At 74.7% G+C, this 20336-nt stretch carries 2 protein-coding genes; both read left to right on the plus strand.

What is annotated here, in order from left to right; genetic code table 11:
* Positions 1–56: 56 nt before the first annotated feature.
* Positions 57–18716, plus strand: coding sequence for a non-ribosomal peptide synthase/polyketide synthase (locus ACFXB5_RS04930; RefSeq protein WP_385202437.1), 18660 nt, complete (start codon positions 57–59; stop codon positions 18714–18716).
* A gap of 11 nt (positions 18717–18727) precedes the next feature.
* Positions 18728–20336: condensation domain-containing protein (locus ACFXB5_RS04935; RefSeq protein ID WP_385202438.1), on the plus strand; the 1609-nt coding region annotated here is incomplete at its 3' end.

Genomic DNA, 20336 nt, shown 5'->3' on the forward strand with positions numbered 1-20336 from the left:
CCCGAGCCGCCCCCCATATCCGCCCGTTCAACCGCTCTGAAGGGCCACAACCCACCATGACGGACCACTACGAGACCTCATCGGTGTCCGCACTCCAACCCGTCCCGGCCCTCCCTCCGGAGGCGTGGAACGCCACGGACCGCGCCGTCTCCCGCGCACCGCTCGGCGAGCTCTTCGCCGTCTGGGCGGAGCGCACCCCCAAAGCGCCGGCCCTGGTGGCGGACGGGCGCGAGTGGTCCTTCGGGGAGGTCGAGCGCTGGGCGAACCGGCTGGCCCACCATCTCATCGCGCAGGGCGTGGGGCCGGAGCGCGTGGTGGCGCTGGTGCTGCCCCGCTCGGCCGAACTGGTGGTGGCCGAGCTGGCGGTGGCGAAGGCCGGCGGCGCGTACCTCCCGATCGACCCCGCCCACCCCGAGGAGCGCCGGGCCATGATGCTGGCCGACGCCCGGCCGGTGGCCGTGCTGGCCGACCCGGCGCGGATCCGGGAGCTGGGGGCCGGGGCGGGCCCGGATCACGCGCCCGGCCGCGGGGAGCTGCTCGGCCCGCTGTGCCCCGAGCATCCCGCGTATGTCATCTACACATCCGGCTCCACGGGCGTGCCCAAGGGCGTGCTGGTGCCGCACGCCGGTCTGGGCAACTTCTCGGCCGCGACGGCCGCCCACTACCGGGTCCGGCCCGGCGACCGGGTACTGCAGTTCTCCTCGCCCAGCTTCGACGCCTCCGTCCTGGAGCTGTGCTCCTCCCTGCTGGCCGGGGCGGCACTGGTGGTGCCCCCGGAAGGGCCCCTGCTGGGCGCCGAGCTGGCGGCGGTCCTGCGGGAGCGGCGGGTGACCCATGCCCTGATCCCCCCGGCGGCGCTCGCCACCGTGCCCCCGGAGGAGCTCCACGACGGGCTGCCCGACTTCCGCACCCTGATCGTGGGCGCGGAGGCGTGCCCCGCCGATCTGGTGGACCTGTGGGCGCCCGGGCGGCGGATGGTGAACTCCTACGGCCCGACGGAGGCCACGGTCGTGGCCTCCTGGACGGACGCCCTGGCGGCGGGGACCGGCGCCCCGCCGATCGGCCGTCCGCTGCCCAACACCCGGGTGTTCGTACTGGACGAGGCGGCGCGGCAGGTGCCGGTCGGGGTCACGGGGGAGCTGTGCGTCAGCGGCGCGGGCCTGGCCCGCGGCTATCTCGACCGGCCGGGGCTGACCGCCGATCGCTTCACCGCCTGCCCGTTCGGCCCGCCCGGCTCACGGATGTACCGCACCGGTGACCTGGTCCGCTGGAACGCCGACGGTGAACTGGAATTCCTCGGCCGGGCCGACCACCAGGTGAAGATACGCGGCTTCCGCATCGAACTGGGCGAGGTGGAGGCCGCCTTGGCCCGCCACCCCCAGGTGGGGTCCGCCGTGGTCACCGTAAGGGAGGACGAGCCCGGTCAGAAGCGGCTGGTCGCCTATGTGGTGCCGCCCGGCGGCGGGACCCCGCCGAAGGCCGCGGAGGTGCGCGCCGCGGTGGCCCGGGTGCTGCCGGCGCATATGGTGCCGTCCGCCTACGTCGTACTGGACGCGTTCCCGCTCACCCAGCACCGCAAGATCGACCGGCAGGCGCTGCCCGCCCCGCGCTCCGCGCCGGACGGCGACTCGCGCCACATCGCCCCGCGCACCCCCGCGGAGGAGTCCCTGGCCCGCATCTGGTCCGAGGTGCTGCCGGTGGACACCGTGGGCGTGGAGGACGACTTCCTGGGCCTGGGCGGCGACTCCATCCTCGGGGTGCGGCTGCTGACCCGGATCCGGGCCGAGCTGGGTGTGCAGCTCTCGCTGCGCGATCTGCTCGACGCCAGGACGGTGGCGCGGCTGGCCGGCAAGCTGCCCGCCGCGGCGGCCGAAAGGCCCGAGGCGCCGATCCCGCCCGCGCCGCGCGACCGTCCGCTGCCGCTGTCCTCCGCCCAGCGGCGGCTGTGGTTCCTGGACGATCTGACCTCCGGCGGAACCGAGTACAACACCGGGGCCGGGCTGCGGCTCGACGGCCCGCTGGACGCGGCCGCACTGCGCCGGTCGCTGGACCGGCTCGCCGCCCGCCATGACGCCCTGCGCACCACCTTCGCCACCGTGGACGGGCACGGGGTGCAGCAGGTGGCCGCGCACGGGACCGTACCGCTCGAGCGGGTGGACCTCGGCGGGCATCCGGCGCGGCGGCGCGCCGAGGCGCTCGACGCCACGCTGACCGCCGAGCTGAACCGGCCCTACGACCTCAGACAGGGACCGCTGACCAGGGCGCTGCTGATCCGGCTCGCCGACGAGGAGCACATCCTGCTGCTGGCGCAGCATCACATCGTCACCGATGGCTGGTCGGTCGGGCTGCTGGTGCGCGAACTGGCCGCGCTGTACGCCGCCGAGGTGTCCGGCACCGCTGCCGCGCTCCCCGAACCCGCCCTCCAGTACCCGGACTTCGCGGTGTGGGAGCGGAGCCGTCCCGCCACCGCCGGTGCGGACGCCGATCTGGAGTACTGGCGGGGCCGGCTGGCCGGGATGCAGACGCTGGAGCTGCCCACCGACCGCCCGCGCCCGCCGGTGCGCACCACGGCGGGCGCGGTGCACCGCCGTGAGCTGCCCGCCGAGCTGGTGGCGGGGCTGGCCCGGCTCGGCAGGGAGCGGGACACCACGCAGTTCACCCTGCTCGCGGCCGCCGCAGCGGTGCTGTTCTCCCGCTACTCGGGCCAGCGGGACATCGCCTTCGGCACCGTGACCGCCGGGCGCCACCGCAAGGAGCTGGAGACGGTCGCCGGGTTCTTCGTCAACACCCTGGTGCTGCGCGCCGATGTGGACGGGGACAGCACGGTCGAGCGGTTCCTGGACGCGATGCGCGAGACGGTGCTGGACGCCTTCAGCCATGACCGGCTGCCGTTCGAGCGAGTCGTCGAGGAGCTGGCGCCACGTCGCGACCCCAGCCGCAATCCGCTGGTGCAGGCGCTGGTCGTCCAGCAGAGCGCCATGGTGCCCGGCCAGGAGGCGGGGGGTGTGCGGATCACCGAGCACTCGCTGCCGCGCCCGGCCGCGCGGTTCGACCTGGTGCTGGAGTTCCTGCCCCGCGACGACGGCTCGCTGGGGCTGACCGTCGAGTTCAACTCCGATCTGTTCGACGCGGCCACGATCGAGCGGATGGCCGGGCATCTGCATCGGCTGCTGACCGCCATGGTGGCCGATCCGGGCGCCACCCTGATCGAGCTGCGGATGCTGGCCGACGCCGAGTGGCATGCGATGCTCGACGCCTGGAACGGGCCCGAGCGGCCCGCGGTCGAGGCCACCCTGCCCGGCCTCTTCGCCGCCCAGGTGGCGCGGCGGCCCACGGCCACCGCCGTGACCTGCGGGGACACCAGCCTCTCCTACGAAGAGGTGAACCGGCGCGCCAACCGGCTGGCGCGGCTGCTCATCGACCGGGGTGCCGGTACCGAGCGGCTGGTGGCCCTCGCCCTGCCCCGCTCGGCCGAACTCGTCGTCGTCCTGCTGGCGGTGCTCAAGGCGGGCGCCGGATATCTGCCGGTGGACCCCGAATACCCCGCCGAGCGCATCGCGTTCATGCTGGCGGACGCCGCGCCCTCGACCGTCCTCACCACCACCGGCGCGGCCGGCTGTCTGCCCGCGGACGCCGCACCGCTGCTGCTGGACGACCCGGAGGTACGCGCCCGGCTGGACGGGCTCGCGGACGGCGACATCACCGACGCCGAGCGGCTCCGGCCACTGGTCCCGGCCCATCCCGCCTATGTCATCTACACCTCCGGATCGACCGGCCGGCCCAAGGGCGTGGTGGTCACCCACCGCGGTGTGGCGGGGCTCGCGGCCTGGGCCGAGGCGGAGCTGGGGCGGGAGCGGCTGACCGACGTGGTCGCCTCGACCTCGCTCAACTTCGATGTGTCGGTCTTCGAGATCCTCTGCCCGCTGCTGGCCGGTGGCAGCGTCGAGGTGGTGCGTGACCTGCTCGCCCTCACCGACCCCGAGGGGCGACCGCGGGCGACGGGGCTGCTCAGCGGGGTGCCCTCGGTGTTCTCCCGGCTGCTGGGCGAGGATCGCCCGGCGGACTGGGCCCGGACCGTCGTACTGGCGGGCGAGGCGTTGCCCGCCCAGACCGTACGGGACATCCGGGAGGCCATGCCGTCCTGCCGGATCGCCAATCTCTACGGGCCGACCGAGGCCACCGTGTACGCCACCGGCTGGTTCTGCGACGGCCAGGCGCCTGCGCAGGCCCCGCCGATCGGCCGCCCGGTCGCGGGCACCCGCGCCTACGTCCTGGACCCGACGCTGCGGCTGGTGCCGCCCGGGGTGACCGGTGAGCTGTATCTGGGCGGGCAGGGCCTGGCCCGGGGGTATCTGCGGCGGCCCGGACTGACCGCCCACCGCTTTCTCGCGGACCCCCTCGGACCGCCCGGCAGCCGGATGTACCGCACCGGTGACCTGGTCCGCTGGAACGGCGAGGGCCAGCTGGAGTACGTCGGCAGAGTCGATGACCAGGTGAAGATCCGCGGCTTCCGCATCGAGCTGGGCGAGGTGGAGACGGCGCTGCTGCGCCACCCCGACATCGCCGAGGCGGCGGCCGTCGCCCGGGAGACGGACGGCCATCAGCGGCTGATCGCCTATGTGGTGGCCGCCGCGGGCGCGGAGCCCGACCCGGCGGGGCTGCGGCGGTTCCTGCGGCGCTCGCTGCCCGACTACATGGTGCCCGCCTCCGTCGTCGTCCTGGAGCGGATGCCCCTCAACCCCAACGGCAAGCTGGACCGCGGCCGGCTCCCCGAGCCGGACTGGGCCGAGGCCGCGGCACCGGGCTATGTGGCGCCCCGGACCGCCACCGAGCGGACCCTGGCGACGGTCTGGGCCCGGATCCTGCGGGTGGACCGCGTGGGGATGGAGGACAACTTCTTCTCCCTCGGCGGCGATTCGATCCTCAGCATCCAGCTGGTCTCCCAGGCGCGGCAGGCGGGGCTCGCCGTCACCTCGCGCGATGTCTACCGCCATCAGACGATCGCCGCGCTGGCCCTGCACCTGGACACCACCACGGCCCCGGCCGAACCCGCCTCCGGCGGGGACGAGACGGCCGCCGGGGAGCTGCCGCTGACCCCCATTCAGCACTGGCTGTTCACCACCGACCCGGAGCGGGCCGGCCACTTCAACCAGACCATCTCGCTGGTGCTGCCCGAGGACGTGGACGAGGACGCGCTGCGGCACGCCCTGGACGCGCTGGTGGACCACCACGACGCCCTGCGCTCCCGCTTCCAGCGGCGGGACGGCGGCTGGTACCAGCGGATCGAGGACGCGGCCGCCGTCCGCGTACCGCTCGAGACCACCGGCGCCGGGCACCTGGGCCGCTTCGACCTGGCCGAGGGGCCGCTGATGCGGGCGGTGCTCGACCGGGACACCGGGCCGCGCCCGGTCCTCCACCTCACCATCCATCACGCGGTGGTGGACGGGGTGGCCTGGCGCGTCATCCTGGAGGATCTCGACAGCGCCTACCGGCGGGCGGCCCGGGACGAGGGGGCCGGGCTTCCCGCGAAGTCCTCCCCGCTGCGCCGCTGGGCGCTGCGGCTCAACACCCATGCCGGGCAAGGCGGGTTCGCCGACGAGGAGGCGTACTGGACCGGCGTGGCCGGGGCCTGCGACCCCTCGCTGCCGACCGACCTGAACGGGGCGGACAGGGTGAACGGGGCGGACGAGGCGGAGAACACCTATGCCTCGGCCCGGTCGGTCACCGTCCGGCTCGGCCCGGAGGAGACCGCCGCACTCCTCCAGACGCTCCCCGAGGTCTACCGCACACAGGTCAACGACGTGCTGCTGAGCGCGCTGGCGCGGGTGCTGCGCCGCTGGACCGGGCGCGCCCGGGTGCCGGTGGACGTGGAGGGCCACGGCCGCGAGGAGCTCTTCGCGGACCTGGACCTGTCCCGTACGGTCGGCTGGTTCACCACCCGCTTCCCGGTGGCGCTCGACCTTCCGGACGGCGGCTGGGGCGAGGTCCTCAAGTCCGTCAAGGAGCAGATGCGGGCCGTACCGCGGCGTGGTCTGGGCTACGGGGTGCGGCGCCATCTGCTCGATGGCGCGGGCCTCCCCGACGGCCCCACGGCCGGGATCAGCTTCAACTACCTCGGCCGGTTCGAGGCGCCGGGCGGCGGCGACGGGCTCTTCCGCGGTCTGCACCGGGAGCTGGCCCTGGACGCCGACCCCACCTCGCCGCGCCCGCATCCGCTGGAGGTGGTGGGCCGGGTCGAGGGGGACGCCCTGGAGTTCACCTGGTTCTACTCCGCGAATCTGCACCGGGAGGAGACGGTCGCCCGGCTCGCCGGGGAGTTCCGCGAGGCGCTGTGCGAGATCGCCCGGCACGGCAGCGCGCCCGGCGCGGGCGGCCGCACCCCGTCCGACTTCCCGCTCGCCGCCCTCGACCAGGCCGCCGTGGACCGGCTGGCCGGGAACGGGGGCACGGTGGAGGACATCTACCCGCTCACCCCCACCCAGGCGGGCATGCTGTTCCACGCGCTGGCGCAGGGCGACCGGCGGGCCTACTTCCAGCAGCTCACCTTCGTCCTCGACGGGGTGCCGGAGCCGGCGGCGCTGGCCGCGGCCTGGCAGCAGGTCGCCGACCGCACCCAGGTGTTACGCGCCCGGGCGGTGTGGGAAGGCGTGCCGGAGCCGGTCCAGGTGGTGGAGCGCGAGGTCCGGATCCCGGTGGCCCTGCTCGACTGGCGGCGGCTGTCCGGGCCGGACGAGCGCCGGGAGGAGCTGCGGAGGCTCCTCGCCGAGGACCGGGAGCGCGGGCTCGACCTGGCCGCCGCGCCGCTGACGCGGCTGGCGCTGGCCCGGCTGTCGGAGACCGAGGTCCAGGTGGTGTGGACGTTCCACCATCTGATCCTGGACGGCTGGAGCCTGTTCCAGGTGCTCTCCGACGTCTTCCACTGCCACGCACGGGCGCGTGCCGGGGCGTCCGGCGCGGCCATGGCCGCCGGGCTGCCCGGCCGCCGCCCGTTCGGCGACTATGTGGCCTGGCTGCGGGAGCGCGACGGGGCCCTGGCCGAGGAGCACTGGCGGGCCCGGCTCGGCGATCTCACCGAGCCCACCCCGCTGCCGTACGACCGGGAGCCCACCGAGACCCATCACGCCGAGTCCACCGAGGACCTCCGCGTGACCCTGCCCGCCGCCACCACCCAGCGGCTCCAGGCCCTGGCCCGGGACGAGGGGCTCACCCTGAACACCGTGGTGCAGGGCGCCTGGGCGCTGCTGCTGGCCCGGCAGTCCGGCCGCGAGGACGTGGTCTTCGGGACGACGGTGTCCGGACGGCCGCCGGAGCTGCCGGGCGTGGAGACGATGAACGGGCTGTTCATCACCACCGTGCCGACCCGCCTCACGGTGCCGGCCGGGTCCACCCTGCTGTCCTGGCTGAGCGCGGTGCAGTCCGGGCAGACCGAGGACCGGCGGTTCGACTTCGTACCGCTCACCCGGCTGCGGTCCTGGACCGGTCTGCCCGAGCGGGTGAACCTCTTCGACTCCATCGTGGTCTTCGAGAACTATCCGATCGGCGGGGACCTCGCCGCCGCGCACGGCCTCGCCCTGCGCGAGCTGAACGGCGTCGAGACCACCAACTACCCGCTGACCCTGGTGGTCTACCCCGGCGAGGAGCTGGCGCTGCGGCTCGGCTACGACCCGGCGCTGTTCGACGAGGCCACCGCCCGGCGGATGGCGGAGCACCTGACGGTGCTGCTGACGGCCATGGCCGACACCCCGGACCGGGCGCCCGCACACCTTCCGATGCTCACCGGCGCCCGGCGCCACCAGGTGCTCCGGGAGTGGAACGACACCGCGGCCGCGCTGCCCGAGTCCACGGTGGCCGGGCTGTTCGCCGAGCGGGTGCGGTGTGCGCCGGACGCGACGGCCCTGGACGGCGAGGCGGGCCCGGTGAGCTACCGGGAGCTGGACACCCGCGCCAACCGGCTGGCCCACCGGCTCATCGGACACGGCGTCGGGCCGGAGCGCCCGGTGGCCGTCCTGATGGACCGGTCAGTGGAGCTGGTGGTGGCGCTGCTGGCGGTCGTCAAGGCGGGCGGGGTGTACGTACCGCTGGACACCCGCGCCCCCGAGGACCGGCTGCGGAGCGTGCTGGCGGAGGCGGGCGCGGAGGTGCTGCTGACCGACCGCGCGTGGGAGCGCACGGCGGCGGACATCTCGGACGCCGCGCGGACCCTGCTCGTGGAGTCCGGGCCCGAGTCCGAGTCCTGTGACGACGACGGCCCGTCGGAGCCGCCGAACGTGGCGCTCTCCCCCGACAACGCCCTGTATCTGATGTTCACTTCGGGCTCCACCGGGCGGCCCAAGGGCGTCGCGGTGCGCCACCGCGATGTGACCGCCCTCGTCGCGGACCGCGCCTTCGCGGACCACGACCGGGTGCTGGTGCACTCGCCCCAGGCGTTCGACGCCTCGACGTACGAGCTGTGGGTCCCGCTGCTGCGCGGCGGCCGGGCCGTGCTGGCGCCCGCCGGGGACGTGGACGCGGACACCGTGCGCCGGGCGATCGCCGAGTACGGGGTGAGCTGCCTGTGGCTGACCGCCGGGCTGTTCCGGCTGCTGGCACAGGAGGCGCCGGAGTGTCTGCGCGGCGCCCGGGAGGTGTGGACCGGCGGCGAGGCGGTGCCCCCGGGCGCGGTGCGCCGGGTGCTCGCGGCCTGCCCCGATCTGACGGTGATGGACGGCTACGGGCCCACCGAGACCACGACCTTCGCCACCCGGCGCCCCTTCCGCGCCGGGGAGGAACTGCCGCGCTCGCTGCCCATCGGACGGCCGCTGGACAACACCCGGACGTACGTCCTCGATGGCACCCTCCAGCCGCAACCGCCCGGCATTCCCGGGGAGTTGTACATCGCGGGCGCCGGGGTGGCGCGCGGCTACCACGGCCGCCCCGGCGCCACCGCGGAGCGGTACATCGCCGATCCGTTCGGGCCGTCCGGCTCCCGGATGTACCGCACCGGGGACATCGTGGCCTGGACCGACGACGGTGAACTGCGCTTCGTGGGCCGCGCCGACGACCAGCTGAAGGTCCGGGGCTTCCGTATCGAGCCGGGTGAGATCGAGGCCGCGCTGACCCGCCACGAGGCCGTGGCGGAGGCGGTCGTCACGCTCTCCCGGGTGAGCGACCGCACGCTGCTGACCGGCTACGCGGTGCCGGTGGGCGGGGCCGAGGTGCCCGACGCCGGGGAGCTGCGGTCCTTCCTGGGCGGCCTGCTGCCCGACTACATGGTGCCCTCGGCGTTCGTCGCCCTCGACGCGCTGCCGCTCACCCGCAACGGCAAGGTGGACCGCCGCCGGCTGCCCGAGCCCGACCCGGCGGCTGCCGGGACGGCCGGGTATGTGGCGCCCCGTACCGACACCGAGCGGGCCCTCGCGGAGATCTGGGGCACCCTGCTGGGCCGGGAGCGGATCGGCGCGGAGGACAACTTCTTCCATCTGGGCGGGGATTCGATCCTCAGCATCCAGGTGGCCTCCCGCGCCCGGCAGGCGGGGCTGGCCTTCACCCCCCGCGAGCTCTTCCGGCATCCCACCGTCGCCTCGCTCGCCGCCGTCACCACGCCCACCGCCACGCCCGCAGCCGACACCGGGCCGGTGACCGGTGAGGTGCCGCTCACCCCGATCCAGCACTGGTTCTTCGGGATGCGGACCGACCGGCCCGGCCACTTCAACCAGTCCGTGGTCGTGGAGCTCCAGCGGGAACCGGACCTCCGGGCGCTGCGCGCGGCGCTCGACGCGCTGCTGGTCCACCATGACGCGCTGCGCATGCGGTTCGAGCCCGGCGCCGATGGAAGCCCGCGGCAGTACTGCCCGCAGCCTGATCTGACGGCCCCGGCGCCCCTGCGGGAGCACGACCTGTCGGGGCTCGACGCGGACCAGTGCCGGGCGGCCGAGGACGCGGCGATGGCCGAGGCGCAGGCCGGGTTCGACCTGGCACGGGGTCCGCTGCTGGCCGCCCGGCTGTTCCACCGCGGCGACGGGCAGCGGCCGACGCTCTTCCTGACCGCCCACCACCTCGTGGTGGACGGTGTCTCCTGGCGGGTGCTGCTGGAGGATCTGAACACCGCGTACCGGCAACTGCTCGCGGGCGGGCGGGCCGACCTCGGCCCGCGCACCACGTCCGTACGGGACTGGTCCCGAAAGCTGACCGACCACACCGCCGCCGGTGGTTTCGACACCGAGCTGCCCCACTGGCGGGCGGTGACCGCGGAGTGCGCCGCGCGGCTGCCCGTGGACGGTGAGGGGGACAACACGGTGGCGTCCATGGCGTCGGTCACCGTCCGGCTGAACCGGAAGCGCACCGAGGCGCTGCTGCGGCAGGTCCCCGAGGTCTATCGCACCCGCGTGGACGACGTGCTGCTCGCGGCGCTGGGCCGGGTGCTCGGCGACTGGACCGGGCGGCGCCGGATCGCCGTGGACCTCGAGGGCCACGGCCGGGAGGAGCATCTGCTGGACGGGGTGGACCTGTCCCGCACCGTCGGCTGGTTCACCAGCCTCTATCCGGTCGCCCTGGACATCCCGGACGGCGGCTGGGGCGAGACGCTCAAGTCCGTCAAGGAGCAGCTGCGGGCGGTGCCCGCACGTGGCATCGGCCACGGCGCGCTGCGCCATCTCGCCCCCGGCTCCGGGCTCCGGGGCGCGGCCGAGCCCGGGATCAGCTTCAACTACCTCGGGCAGTTCGACTGGTCGGCGGCGGATGACGACACCGGTCTCGTCCGCACCGTACGGGACGGTCTTGGCGGTGACGCCGCGCCCGACACGGCCCGCGCGCATCTGCTGGACGTCGTGGGCCGGGTGGAGCGCCGTTGCCTGGAGATCACCTGGTACTACGGTTCGGGGACGCACACCGAGGAGACGGTGGCCGGGCTGGCGCGGGGGATGCTCCGTGCGCTGGAGGAGATCATCGGCCACTGCGCCGCCCCCGAGGCGGGCGGCCGTACCCCGTCGGACTTCCCGCTGGCCCGGCTCGACCAGGCCGCGGTGGACCGGATCGCCGCCGACGGCCGGGCGGTGGAGGACATCTATCCGCTGACCCCGACCCAGGCCGGGATGCTGTTCCACGGGCTGATGGACCCGGCGTCGGACGCGTATGTCAACCAGGTCCAGCTGACGCTGACCGGGGCGGACGACCCGCGGGCGCTGGCCACCGCATGGCGGCAGACGGTGGACTCCAATCCGATCCTGCGCACCCATCTGGTGTGGGCGGACACCCCGGAGCCGCTCCAGGTCGTGACGCACCGGGCGGCGCTCCGGATCGTCCACCACGACTGGACCCGGCGGCCCGAGGAGTGGCGCGAGGCCGAGCTGGACCGGATGCTCGCCGAGGACCGGGCCGAGGGGATCGACCTGGCCACGGCGCCGCTGATGCGGCTGGCGCTGATCCGGCTGTCCGCCGACGAGGTGCGGATCGTCTGGACCTTCCACCATGTGCTGCTCGACGGCTGGAGCGCGGCGCAGGTCTTCGACGAGGTCTGCGAGCGGTACGCGGCGCTGACCTCGGAACGGGCACCCGTGGTGCCCGCCCGCCGGCCGTTCCGTGAGTACCTGGGCTGGCTCGGCGAGCAGGACACGGCGGAGGCCGAGCGCTACTGGCGTACGGCGCTGGCCGGGTTCACCTCGCCCACCGAACTGCCGCGGGACCGGCCCGCGTCGGAGGCACACCGCAGCGCCTCCTCGGGCTCGCACCGGGTCACACTGGGCGCCGAGGAGTCCGCCCGGCTCCGGACGACCGCGCAGCATGGCGGGCTGACCATGAACACGGTGGTGCAGGGCGCCTGGGCGCTGCTGCTGTCCCGGTACAGCGGGTCCGACGACCTGTGCTTCGGCACCACCGTCTCGGGGCGGCCGGCCGCGCTGCCGGGCGTCGAGTCCATGGTCGGGGTGTTCATCAACACCATCCCCACCCGAGTCCGGGTGGCCGGGGAGAGCGGACTGCTGGACTGGCTGCGGGAGCTGCAGTCGGCGCAGTCGGAGTCCCGGCTCTTCGAGTTCGTGTCCCTGGCGCAGCTGGGGAGCTGGAGCGAGGTGCCCGGCGGGGTGAGCCTCTTCGACTCGATCGTGGTCTTCGAGAACTACCCGTTCGACAGCGAGGCCATCGCGGCCCACGGCCTGGGCATCCGGCAGGAGCGGGACGTGGAGCCCACCAACTACGCGCTCAGCGTGGTGGTGGCGCCCGAGGAGCGGCTGTCGATCTGCCTGGACTACGACCCCGCGGCCTTCGACGCCCCGACGATCGAGCGGCTGGGCGGCTGTCTGCGGAATCTGCTGGTGGAGATGGCGACCGACCCGGAGCGGCGGCTGGACGAACTGCCGCTGGCCGGCGAGGCCGAGACGCGCGGGATCCTCGACCGCTTCAGCGGCCCGGTCTCCGCCGCGCCCGACGCGGTGCTGCCCGCGCTGTTCGAGGCGCGGGCGGCCCGTACCCCGGACGCGGTGGCCGTGCTGGGCGACGGCGGACCGCTGACCTACCGGGAGCTCAACGAGCGCGCCAACCGGCTGGCCCGGCTGCTGATCGCTTCGGGCGCCGGGCCGGAACACTTCGTCGCCCTGGCCCTGCCGCGCACACCGGAGCTGGTGGTGGCCGTGCTGGCGGTGCTCAAGAGCGGGGCGGCCTATCTCCCGGTCGACCCGGCGTATCCGGCGGAGCGGATCGCCTTCATGCTCGGCGACATCGCCCCGGACACGGTGGTGACCACCGGAGAGGTGGCGGACCGGATCCCCGCCGGGGCGGGCTGCGGCCGGATCCTGCTGGACGACGCGGAGTTCCGGGGGCGGCTGGCTCAACTGCCCGCCCAGGACGTCGGCGACGCCGAGCGGCGCGGCCCGCTGCTCCCCGCCCATCCGGCGTACGCCATCCACACCTCGGGGTCCACCGGTACGCCCAAGGGCGTCGTGGTCACCCATGAGAGCGTGGCCGCTCTGGCGGCATGGGCGCGGGAGGAGTTCGGCGCCCAGGGACTGTCCCATGTGGTGGCCTCGACCTCCCTCAACTTCGATGTGTCGGTCTTCGAGATCCTCTGCCCGCTGCTGGCCGGTGGCGCCATCGAGATCGTCCGCGATCTGCTCACCCTGGCCGAGCGGACGGGGGCCTGGACGGCGAGCCTGATCAGCGCCGTGCCGTCGGCGCTCGGGCAGGTGCTCGGCAAGGGGTCGGTCTCGGTGACGGCCGGCACCGTGGTGCTGGCGGGCGAAGGGCTCGCGGCCCGCACCGTCAAGGAGGTCCGGGCGGCCATCCCCGGCTGCCGGGTGGCGAACATCTACGGGCCCACCGAGGCGACCGTCTACGCCACCGCCTGGACCTGCGACCCCGCCGACCCGGACCGCACTCCGCCCATCGGCGCCCCGGTGGCCGCCACCCGGGCCTACGCACTGGACGCGCGGATGCGGCCGGTGCCGGTCGGGGTGCCGGGAGAGCTCTATCTGGCGGGGCCGGGCCTCGCCCGGGGGTACTTCGGCCGGCCGGGGCTGACCGCGCAGCGGTTCACGGCCGATCCGTACGGCCCCGCGGGCGGCCGGATGTACCGCACCGGCGACCTGGTCCGCTGGGACGAGCGGGGGCAGCTGGAGTACCTCGGCAGAACCGACGACCAGGTCAAGGTGCGCGGTTTCCGTATCGAGCTGGGCGAGGTCGAGGCGGCGCTGGCGCGCCATCCCGGTGTCGCCGAGGCGGCTGCGGCGGTCGTCGACACCGGCGGTCACAAGCGGCTGGCCGGCTATGTGGTGCAGGTCCCGAGCTCCCCACCGGTGGACACCGCCGCGATCCGCGCCTTCCTCGCCACGAGCCTGCCGGACCATATGGTCCCCTCGGCCGTGGTCGTCCTGGACCGGCTGCCGCTGGGGTCCAGCGGCAAGCTGGACCGGCGTGCGCTGCCCGCGCCCGTCTGGGCGGCCCGCGCCACCGGCCATGTGGAGCCGCGCACTGAGACCGAGAAGGCCCTGGCCGCCATCTGGGCGGAGGTCCTGGGGGTCGAGCGGATCGGCGTGGAGGACAACTACTTCGCCCTCGGCGGCGATTCCATCCTCAGCATCCAGATCGTCTCCGCCGCCCGGCGGGCCGGGATCGAGCTGACCCCGCGCCATCTCTTCGTCCACCAGACCGTGGCGGATCTGGCGGCGGCCGCGCGGGAGGCCACGGCCACGGCGGCCGAGGCCGAGCGGGGTCCGGTGGTCGGCGAGGTGCCGCTGACCCCGATCCAGCACTGGCTCTTCGACCAACTCGACGCCACGGCAGGGCACTTCACCCAGTCGGTATCGGCCGAACTGACCTCGCCGGTGGACGAGAGCGCGCTGCGCACTGCCCTGTCCACGGTACCGACCCACCATGACGCCCTGCGGCTGCGCTTCGAGCGGACCGAGGACGGCGCCGTGCGCCAGCACAACGCCCCGCCGGACGCGGAGCCCGTGCTGGACATCCACGATCTCTCCGCCGTGGCACCGGAGCGGCGGGACGCGGTGATGCGGGAGACGGCGGGGCGGATCCGGGCCGGGTTCGACCTGGCCCGGGGACCGCTGCTGCGCGCCGTGCTCTTCACCCGGGGCGAGGCGGAACGGCCCGTACTGCTGCTGACCGCCCACCACTTGGTGGTGGACGCCGTCTCCTGGCGCATCGTGCTGGAGGACCTGGACACCGCCTACCGGCAGATCGTCGCGGGACGGACACCGGAACCGGGCCGCAAGACCACGTCGTTCCGCACCTGGGCACTGCGTCTGACCGAGCACACCGCCGCCGGGGGCTTCGACGCCGAGCGCGACCACTGGGCGGCCTCCCACGGCGGCACCGACCTCCCCACGGACGGCGACGGCCCCAACACCGCCGCCTCGGAGGAGGAGGTGACCGTCCGGCTCGACGCCGAGGAGACCCGGCTGCTGCTGCAGGAGGTGCCGGGCGCGTACCGGACCCGGGTCAACGACGTGCTGCTGTGCGCCCTGGGACGGGTGCTGGCCCGCTGGACCGGCCGGGACACGGTGGCGGTGGCCCTGGAGGGGCACGGCCGGGAGGAGATCTTCGACGGGGTCGATCTGTCCCGTACGGTCGGCTGGTTCACCAGCATGTTCCCCATCGCGCTGGAGGCCCCCGCCGACTGGAGGCTGGAGCGGACGCTGAAGGCCGTCAAGGAACGGCTGCGGGCGGTCCCCGGGAACGGCCTCGGCTACGGCGCGCTGCGCCATCTGTCCGGCTCGGCCGCCGCCGTACTTCCCGCCGCCCCGAAGATCAGCTTCAACTACCTGGGCCAGCAGGACTGGGAGCCCCCGGCGGGTGGTCTGCTGCACGCCCTGACCGGTGGGCTGGAGGGCGATATGAGCCCGGAGGCGCCCCGGCCGCATCTGCTCGATGTGATCGGCCGGGTGGCGGACCGGCGGCTCGAGCTCAGCTGGTCCTACTCCCGGTCGCTGCACCAACGCGCCACGGTGCGCCGGCTCGCCGAGGAGATGGCGGAGGAGCTGCGGGCGATCGTCCGGCTGTGCACCCGCCCCGACGCGGGCGGGCGGACGCCGTCGGACTTCCCGCTGGCCGGGCTTGACCAGGAGACCGTCGACCGGCTGGCGGGCGACGGCCGGGACGTGGCCGATATCCATCCGCTGACCCCGACCCAGTCCGGGCTGGTCTTCCATGCCCTGGCCCAGCGGGGCCAGGGGCTCTATGTGGAGCAGGCGACGTTCGTCCTGGACGGGGTCGGCGACTCCGGGGTGCTGGCCGCCGCCTGGCAGCACGTCGTGGACCGCACCCCGGTGCTGCGCGGCGCGGTGGTGATGCACGATGTGCCCGAGCCGCTGATGATCGTGCGCCGCACCGCGGCCGTACCGGTCGAGGAACTCGACTGGAGCGGCCTCGCGGAGGACGAGCGCACGGCCGAACTGGAGCGGCTGCTGGACCGGGACCGCGCCCGCGGGATCGATCTCACCGCGGCCCCGTTGCTCCGCGTCACCCTGGCCCGGCTCTCCCCCGGTGAGGTGCGGGTGCTGTGGACCTTCCACCATGTGCTGCTGGACGGCTGGAGCGTCTTCCAGGTGCTCGGCGATGTCTTCGCCGCCCATGGCGCCCTGGCCGCCGGTGAGCAGCCGAGGCTGCCGGCCCGCAGGCCGTTCGCCGACTATGTGGCCTGGCTCGCCCGTCAGGACCGCACGCGTGCCGAGGCGCACTGGCGGCAGGCCCTGGAAGGATTCACCTCTCCCACTCCCCTCCCCTACGACCGTAGGCCGACGCCGGAGATCGCCACCCGGTCCTCGCGCTGGCTGTCGCACCGGCTCGGTGAGCGGGACACCGCCGCCCTCCAGGACTTCGCACGGCGGCACCGGCTCACGCTGAATACGATCGTGCAGGGCGCTTGGGCCTTGCTCGTATCTCGCTTGAGCGGTGAGTCGGACGTCTGCTTCGGGACGGCGGTCTCCGGGCGGCCGGCGGAGCTGCCCGGCGCGGACGACATCACCGGCATCTTCATCAACACGCTCCCGGTCCGGTGCGCGGTGGCGGGCGCCGCCGGTACCGCCGCCTGGCTGCGCGAACTCCAGGCCGAGCAGGCGGACGCGCGCGGCTTCGGCCATGTGCCGCTGGCCCAGCTGCGGGGCTGGAGCGAACTGCCCGCCGCGGTGGACCTCTTCGAGAGCCTGGTGGTGTTCGAGAACTACCCCATCAACAGCTCCGCCGCGGCCGAGCACGGGCTGCGGGTGCGCGATCTGAACGCGCTGGAGTCCACCAACTACGCCTTGACCGTGGTGGTCTCGCCCGGTTCCGAACTGTCCGTGGAACTCGGCTACGACCCGCGGCTGTTCGAGGAGTCCACCGCCGGGGCGCTGGCCGACCGGCTCACCCACCTCCTCGGCGCGCTGGCCGCGGCCCCCGACGAGCTGCCGCTGGACCGGATCGACATCCTCCCGGCCGCCGAGCGCCACCGCCTCCTGGTGGACTGGAACGACACCGCCCGGCAGGTGCCCCGGGCGACCTGGGCCGAGCTCGTCGAGGCGGCGGCGGACCGCCGGCCCGACGCGACCGCGGTGGACTCCCCCGGCCTCCGGCTGACCTACGCGGAGCTGGACGGCCGGGCCAACCGCCTGGCCCATCACCTCATCGGGCAGGGCGTGGGCCCCGGCCGGATCGTCGCGCTCGTGCTGCCCCGGTCGGTGGAGTCCGTCGTCGCCCGGCTCGCGGTGGCCAAGGCCGGTGGCGCCTATCTGCCCATCGACCCCGACTACCCGGCCGAGCGCGTCGAGCTGATGCTCAAGGACTCCGCCCCGCATCTGGTGCTCGAGCGATCCGCCGAGGTCCAGGCGCCGGACGGCCCGGCCCACCGCCCCACGGACGAGGACCGGCTCACCGCCGTCCACCCGGACGACCCCGCCTATGTGATCTACACCTCCGGGTCCACCGGGACGCCCAAGGGCGTGGTGGTCACCCACCGCGGGATCGCCGGGTTCGCCGCCGCCGAGGCCGAGCACTTCCAGGTGCGGCCGGGCGACCGGGTGCTGCGGTTCTCCTCGCCCGGCTTCGACGCCTCCGTCCTGGAGCTGTGCATGGCACTGCCGTCCGGGGCCACCCTGGTGGTGCCCGAGCCCGGCCCGTTGCTGGGCGGCCATCTCGCGGACGTCCTGCGGCGGCAGCGGATCACCCACACCCTCATCCCGCCCGCCGCCCTCGCGACGCTGCCCCCGGGCACCGAGCGGGAGCTGCCCGACCTGCGCACGCTGATCGTGGGCGGAGACGCCTGCGGCGCGGACCTGGCCGCCCGCTGGGCGCCGCACCACCGCATGATCAACGCGTACGGGCCGACCGAGACCACCGTGGTGGCCACCTGGTCCGAGCCGCTCGCCCCCGACGGCGCCCCGCCGCCGATCGGGCGGCCCATCCCCAACACCCGGGTGCGTCTGCTCGACGCGCGGCTGCGCCCGGTGCCGGTGGGGGTGGTCGGCGAGCTGTGGGTCAGCGGTCCGTCGCTCGCCCGCGGCTATCTGGGCCGCGCCGGGCTGACCGCCGTCCGCTTCGTCGCCGACCCGTTCGGGCCGCCCGGCTCCCGGATGTACCGCACCGGCGACCTCGCCCGCTACGACGCGGAAGGCCGCCTGCACCATCTGGGGCGCGGCGACCACCAGCTCAAGCTGCACGGCCATCGCATCGAGGCCGGTGAGGTGGAGACCGCGCTGTGCGGCCACCCCGCCGTCGCGGAGGCCGTGGTGACGGTGCGGGAGGACGAGCCCGGGGTGCGCCGGCTGGTGGCCCATCTGGTCCTCGTGCCCGGGGCCGGTGCCCCGGCCGACACCGAGCTGCGCACCCATCTGGGCCGGACGCTTCCGGGCCCGATGGTCCCGTCGGCGTTCGCCGTGCTGGACCGGCTGCCGCTCACCGAGAACGGCAAGACCGACCGCGCGGCGCTGCCCGCGCCCGGCCCCGCCACCACCACCGCCGCACCGGCCGCCCACATCGCCCCGCGCACCCCCACCGAGGAGGTCATCGCGGAGATCTGGTCGGAGGTGCTGGAGGTGTCGCCGGTCGGCGCGGAGGACGAGTTCTTCGCCCTGGGCGGTGACTCGGTCCGCAGTCTGCTGATCGCCTCCCGCGCCAAGGAGGCGTTCGCCGTCGAACTGACCCCGCGGGACATTCTGACCGCGCGCACCGTCTCCGCCCTCGCCGACCTGGTCGAGGAGCACATCCTGCGCGAACTCGAAGACGCCGCTTCCGGCGGCAGCGACCACGACGACCGGTGAGGAAGGACGACATGACGTCTTCGAGGAAGGATCGCGCTTCCGCCCTGCCCGAGGAGCTGCGGGAGGCGCTGCGCCGCCGCCTCGCGGGCAAGGCCGGGCGCGCCGACGCCATCCCCCGCGCGGACCGCGCGCGGCCGCTGCCGCTGTCCTTCGCCCAGGAGCGGCTGTGGTTCCTGCACGCCCTCCAGCCGGAGGAGGCGGGGTACAACAGTGCGCTGGCGCTGCGGCTGACCGGCGCGCTGGACGTGGCGGCGCTCTCCCGGGCGCTGGATGCCCTGGTGGAGCGCCATGAGGCGCTGCGGACCACGTTCGACGACCTCGACGGCCGGCCCGCCCAGGTGGTGCGCCCGGCCGTGCCCGTCCCGCTGCCGGTGGCCGACCTCACCGGCGAGGACGGAGACACCGAGGCGCTGGACCGGCTGCTGCTGACCGAGTACGCCCGGCCGTTCGATCTGCGGACCGGTCCGGCGCTGCGGGCGCTGCTGATCCGCCTGGCCGAGGACGCGCACGTACTGCTGCTCACGGCCCATCACATCGTCACCGACGGCTGGTCGATGGGCGTGCTGCAGGACGAGCTGTGCGCGCTGTACGGCGCCGGGCCCGGCGCGGACCCGCTGCCAGCGGTGCCGGTGCAGTACCCGGACTTCGCCGTGTGGCAGCGGGAGCGGCTCTCGGGGGCCGCCCTGGACCGCCAGCTCGACTACTGGAAGGAGCGGCTGGACGGCGTCGTCCCGCTGGAGCTGCCCACCGACCGGCCCCGGCCCGCGGCGCCCACCTCGGCGGGGGCGATCCACGAGTTCACGGTGGGCCGCGCCACCGCGGACCGGCTGCGGGCGCTCGCGGCGCACGAGCGGACCACCCTGTTCACGGCGCTGGTCGCCGCCTGCCAGGGGCTGTTCGCCCGCTGGTCGGGGCAGGACGACATCGCCATCGGCACCGTCACCTCCGGACGTGGCCGCACCGAACTGGAGCGCGCCGTCGGCTTCTTCGTCAACACGGTGGTGCTGCGTTCCGCGGTGGACACGGCCCGTTCCTACCGCGCGCTGCTGGCCGACGCCGGGGCCGCGGTGCTGGACGCCTTCGCCCATGACGAGGCGCCGTACCAGCGGCTGGTGGAGGCAGTGGGGGCGCGCCGGGAGGCGGGCCGCAATCCGCTGTTCGATGTGATGGTGCTGCTGCACAGCGCCCCGAGGAGCGCGCCCCGGCTGTCCGGCCTGGCCGCGACGAGCGTGGCCGTGCCCCGCCGGTCGGCCACCTTCGACCTCAGCGTCGAATTCGTCGAGGACGGGGAGGAGCTGCGGGGGCTGCTGGAGTACAGCACCGAGCTGTTCGATCAGGCGACCGCCGAGCGGATGGCGGGACATCTGCTGGTGCTGCTCGACGGAGTGGCCGCCGAACCGGACCGGCCGGTGCGCGAGCTGCCCCTGCTCACGGACGGGGAGCGGCGGCGGATGACGGCCGCCGGGCACGGTCCCGCGCTCGCGGTCGAACCGGCCACGTTCCCGGCGGTGTTCGAGACGGCGGCGGCCCGTACACCGGAGGCCACGGCGCTGGGGGCCTCCGACGCCCCCACCGACCTCCCGGCGCGGCACGCGGCCGCCACCCCGCGGGCGCCCCCTC

Source organism: Streptomyces sp. NPDC059455, assembly GCF_042750115.1.
Lineage (GTDB): Bacteria > Actinomycetota > Actinomycetes > Streptomycetales > Streptomycetaceae > Streptomyces > Streptomyces endocoffeicus.

Excerpts from the sequence above, each read along its gene's own strand:
- ACFXB5_RS04930 (WP_385202437.1), top strand. The coding sequence starts at position 57 with ATGACGGACCACTACGAGACCTCATCGGTGTCCGCACTCCAACCCGTC.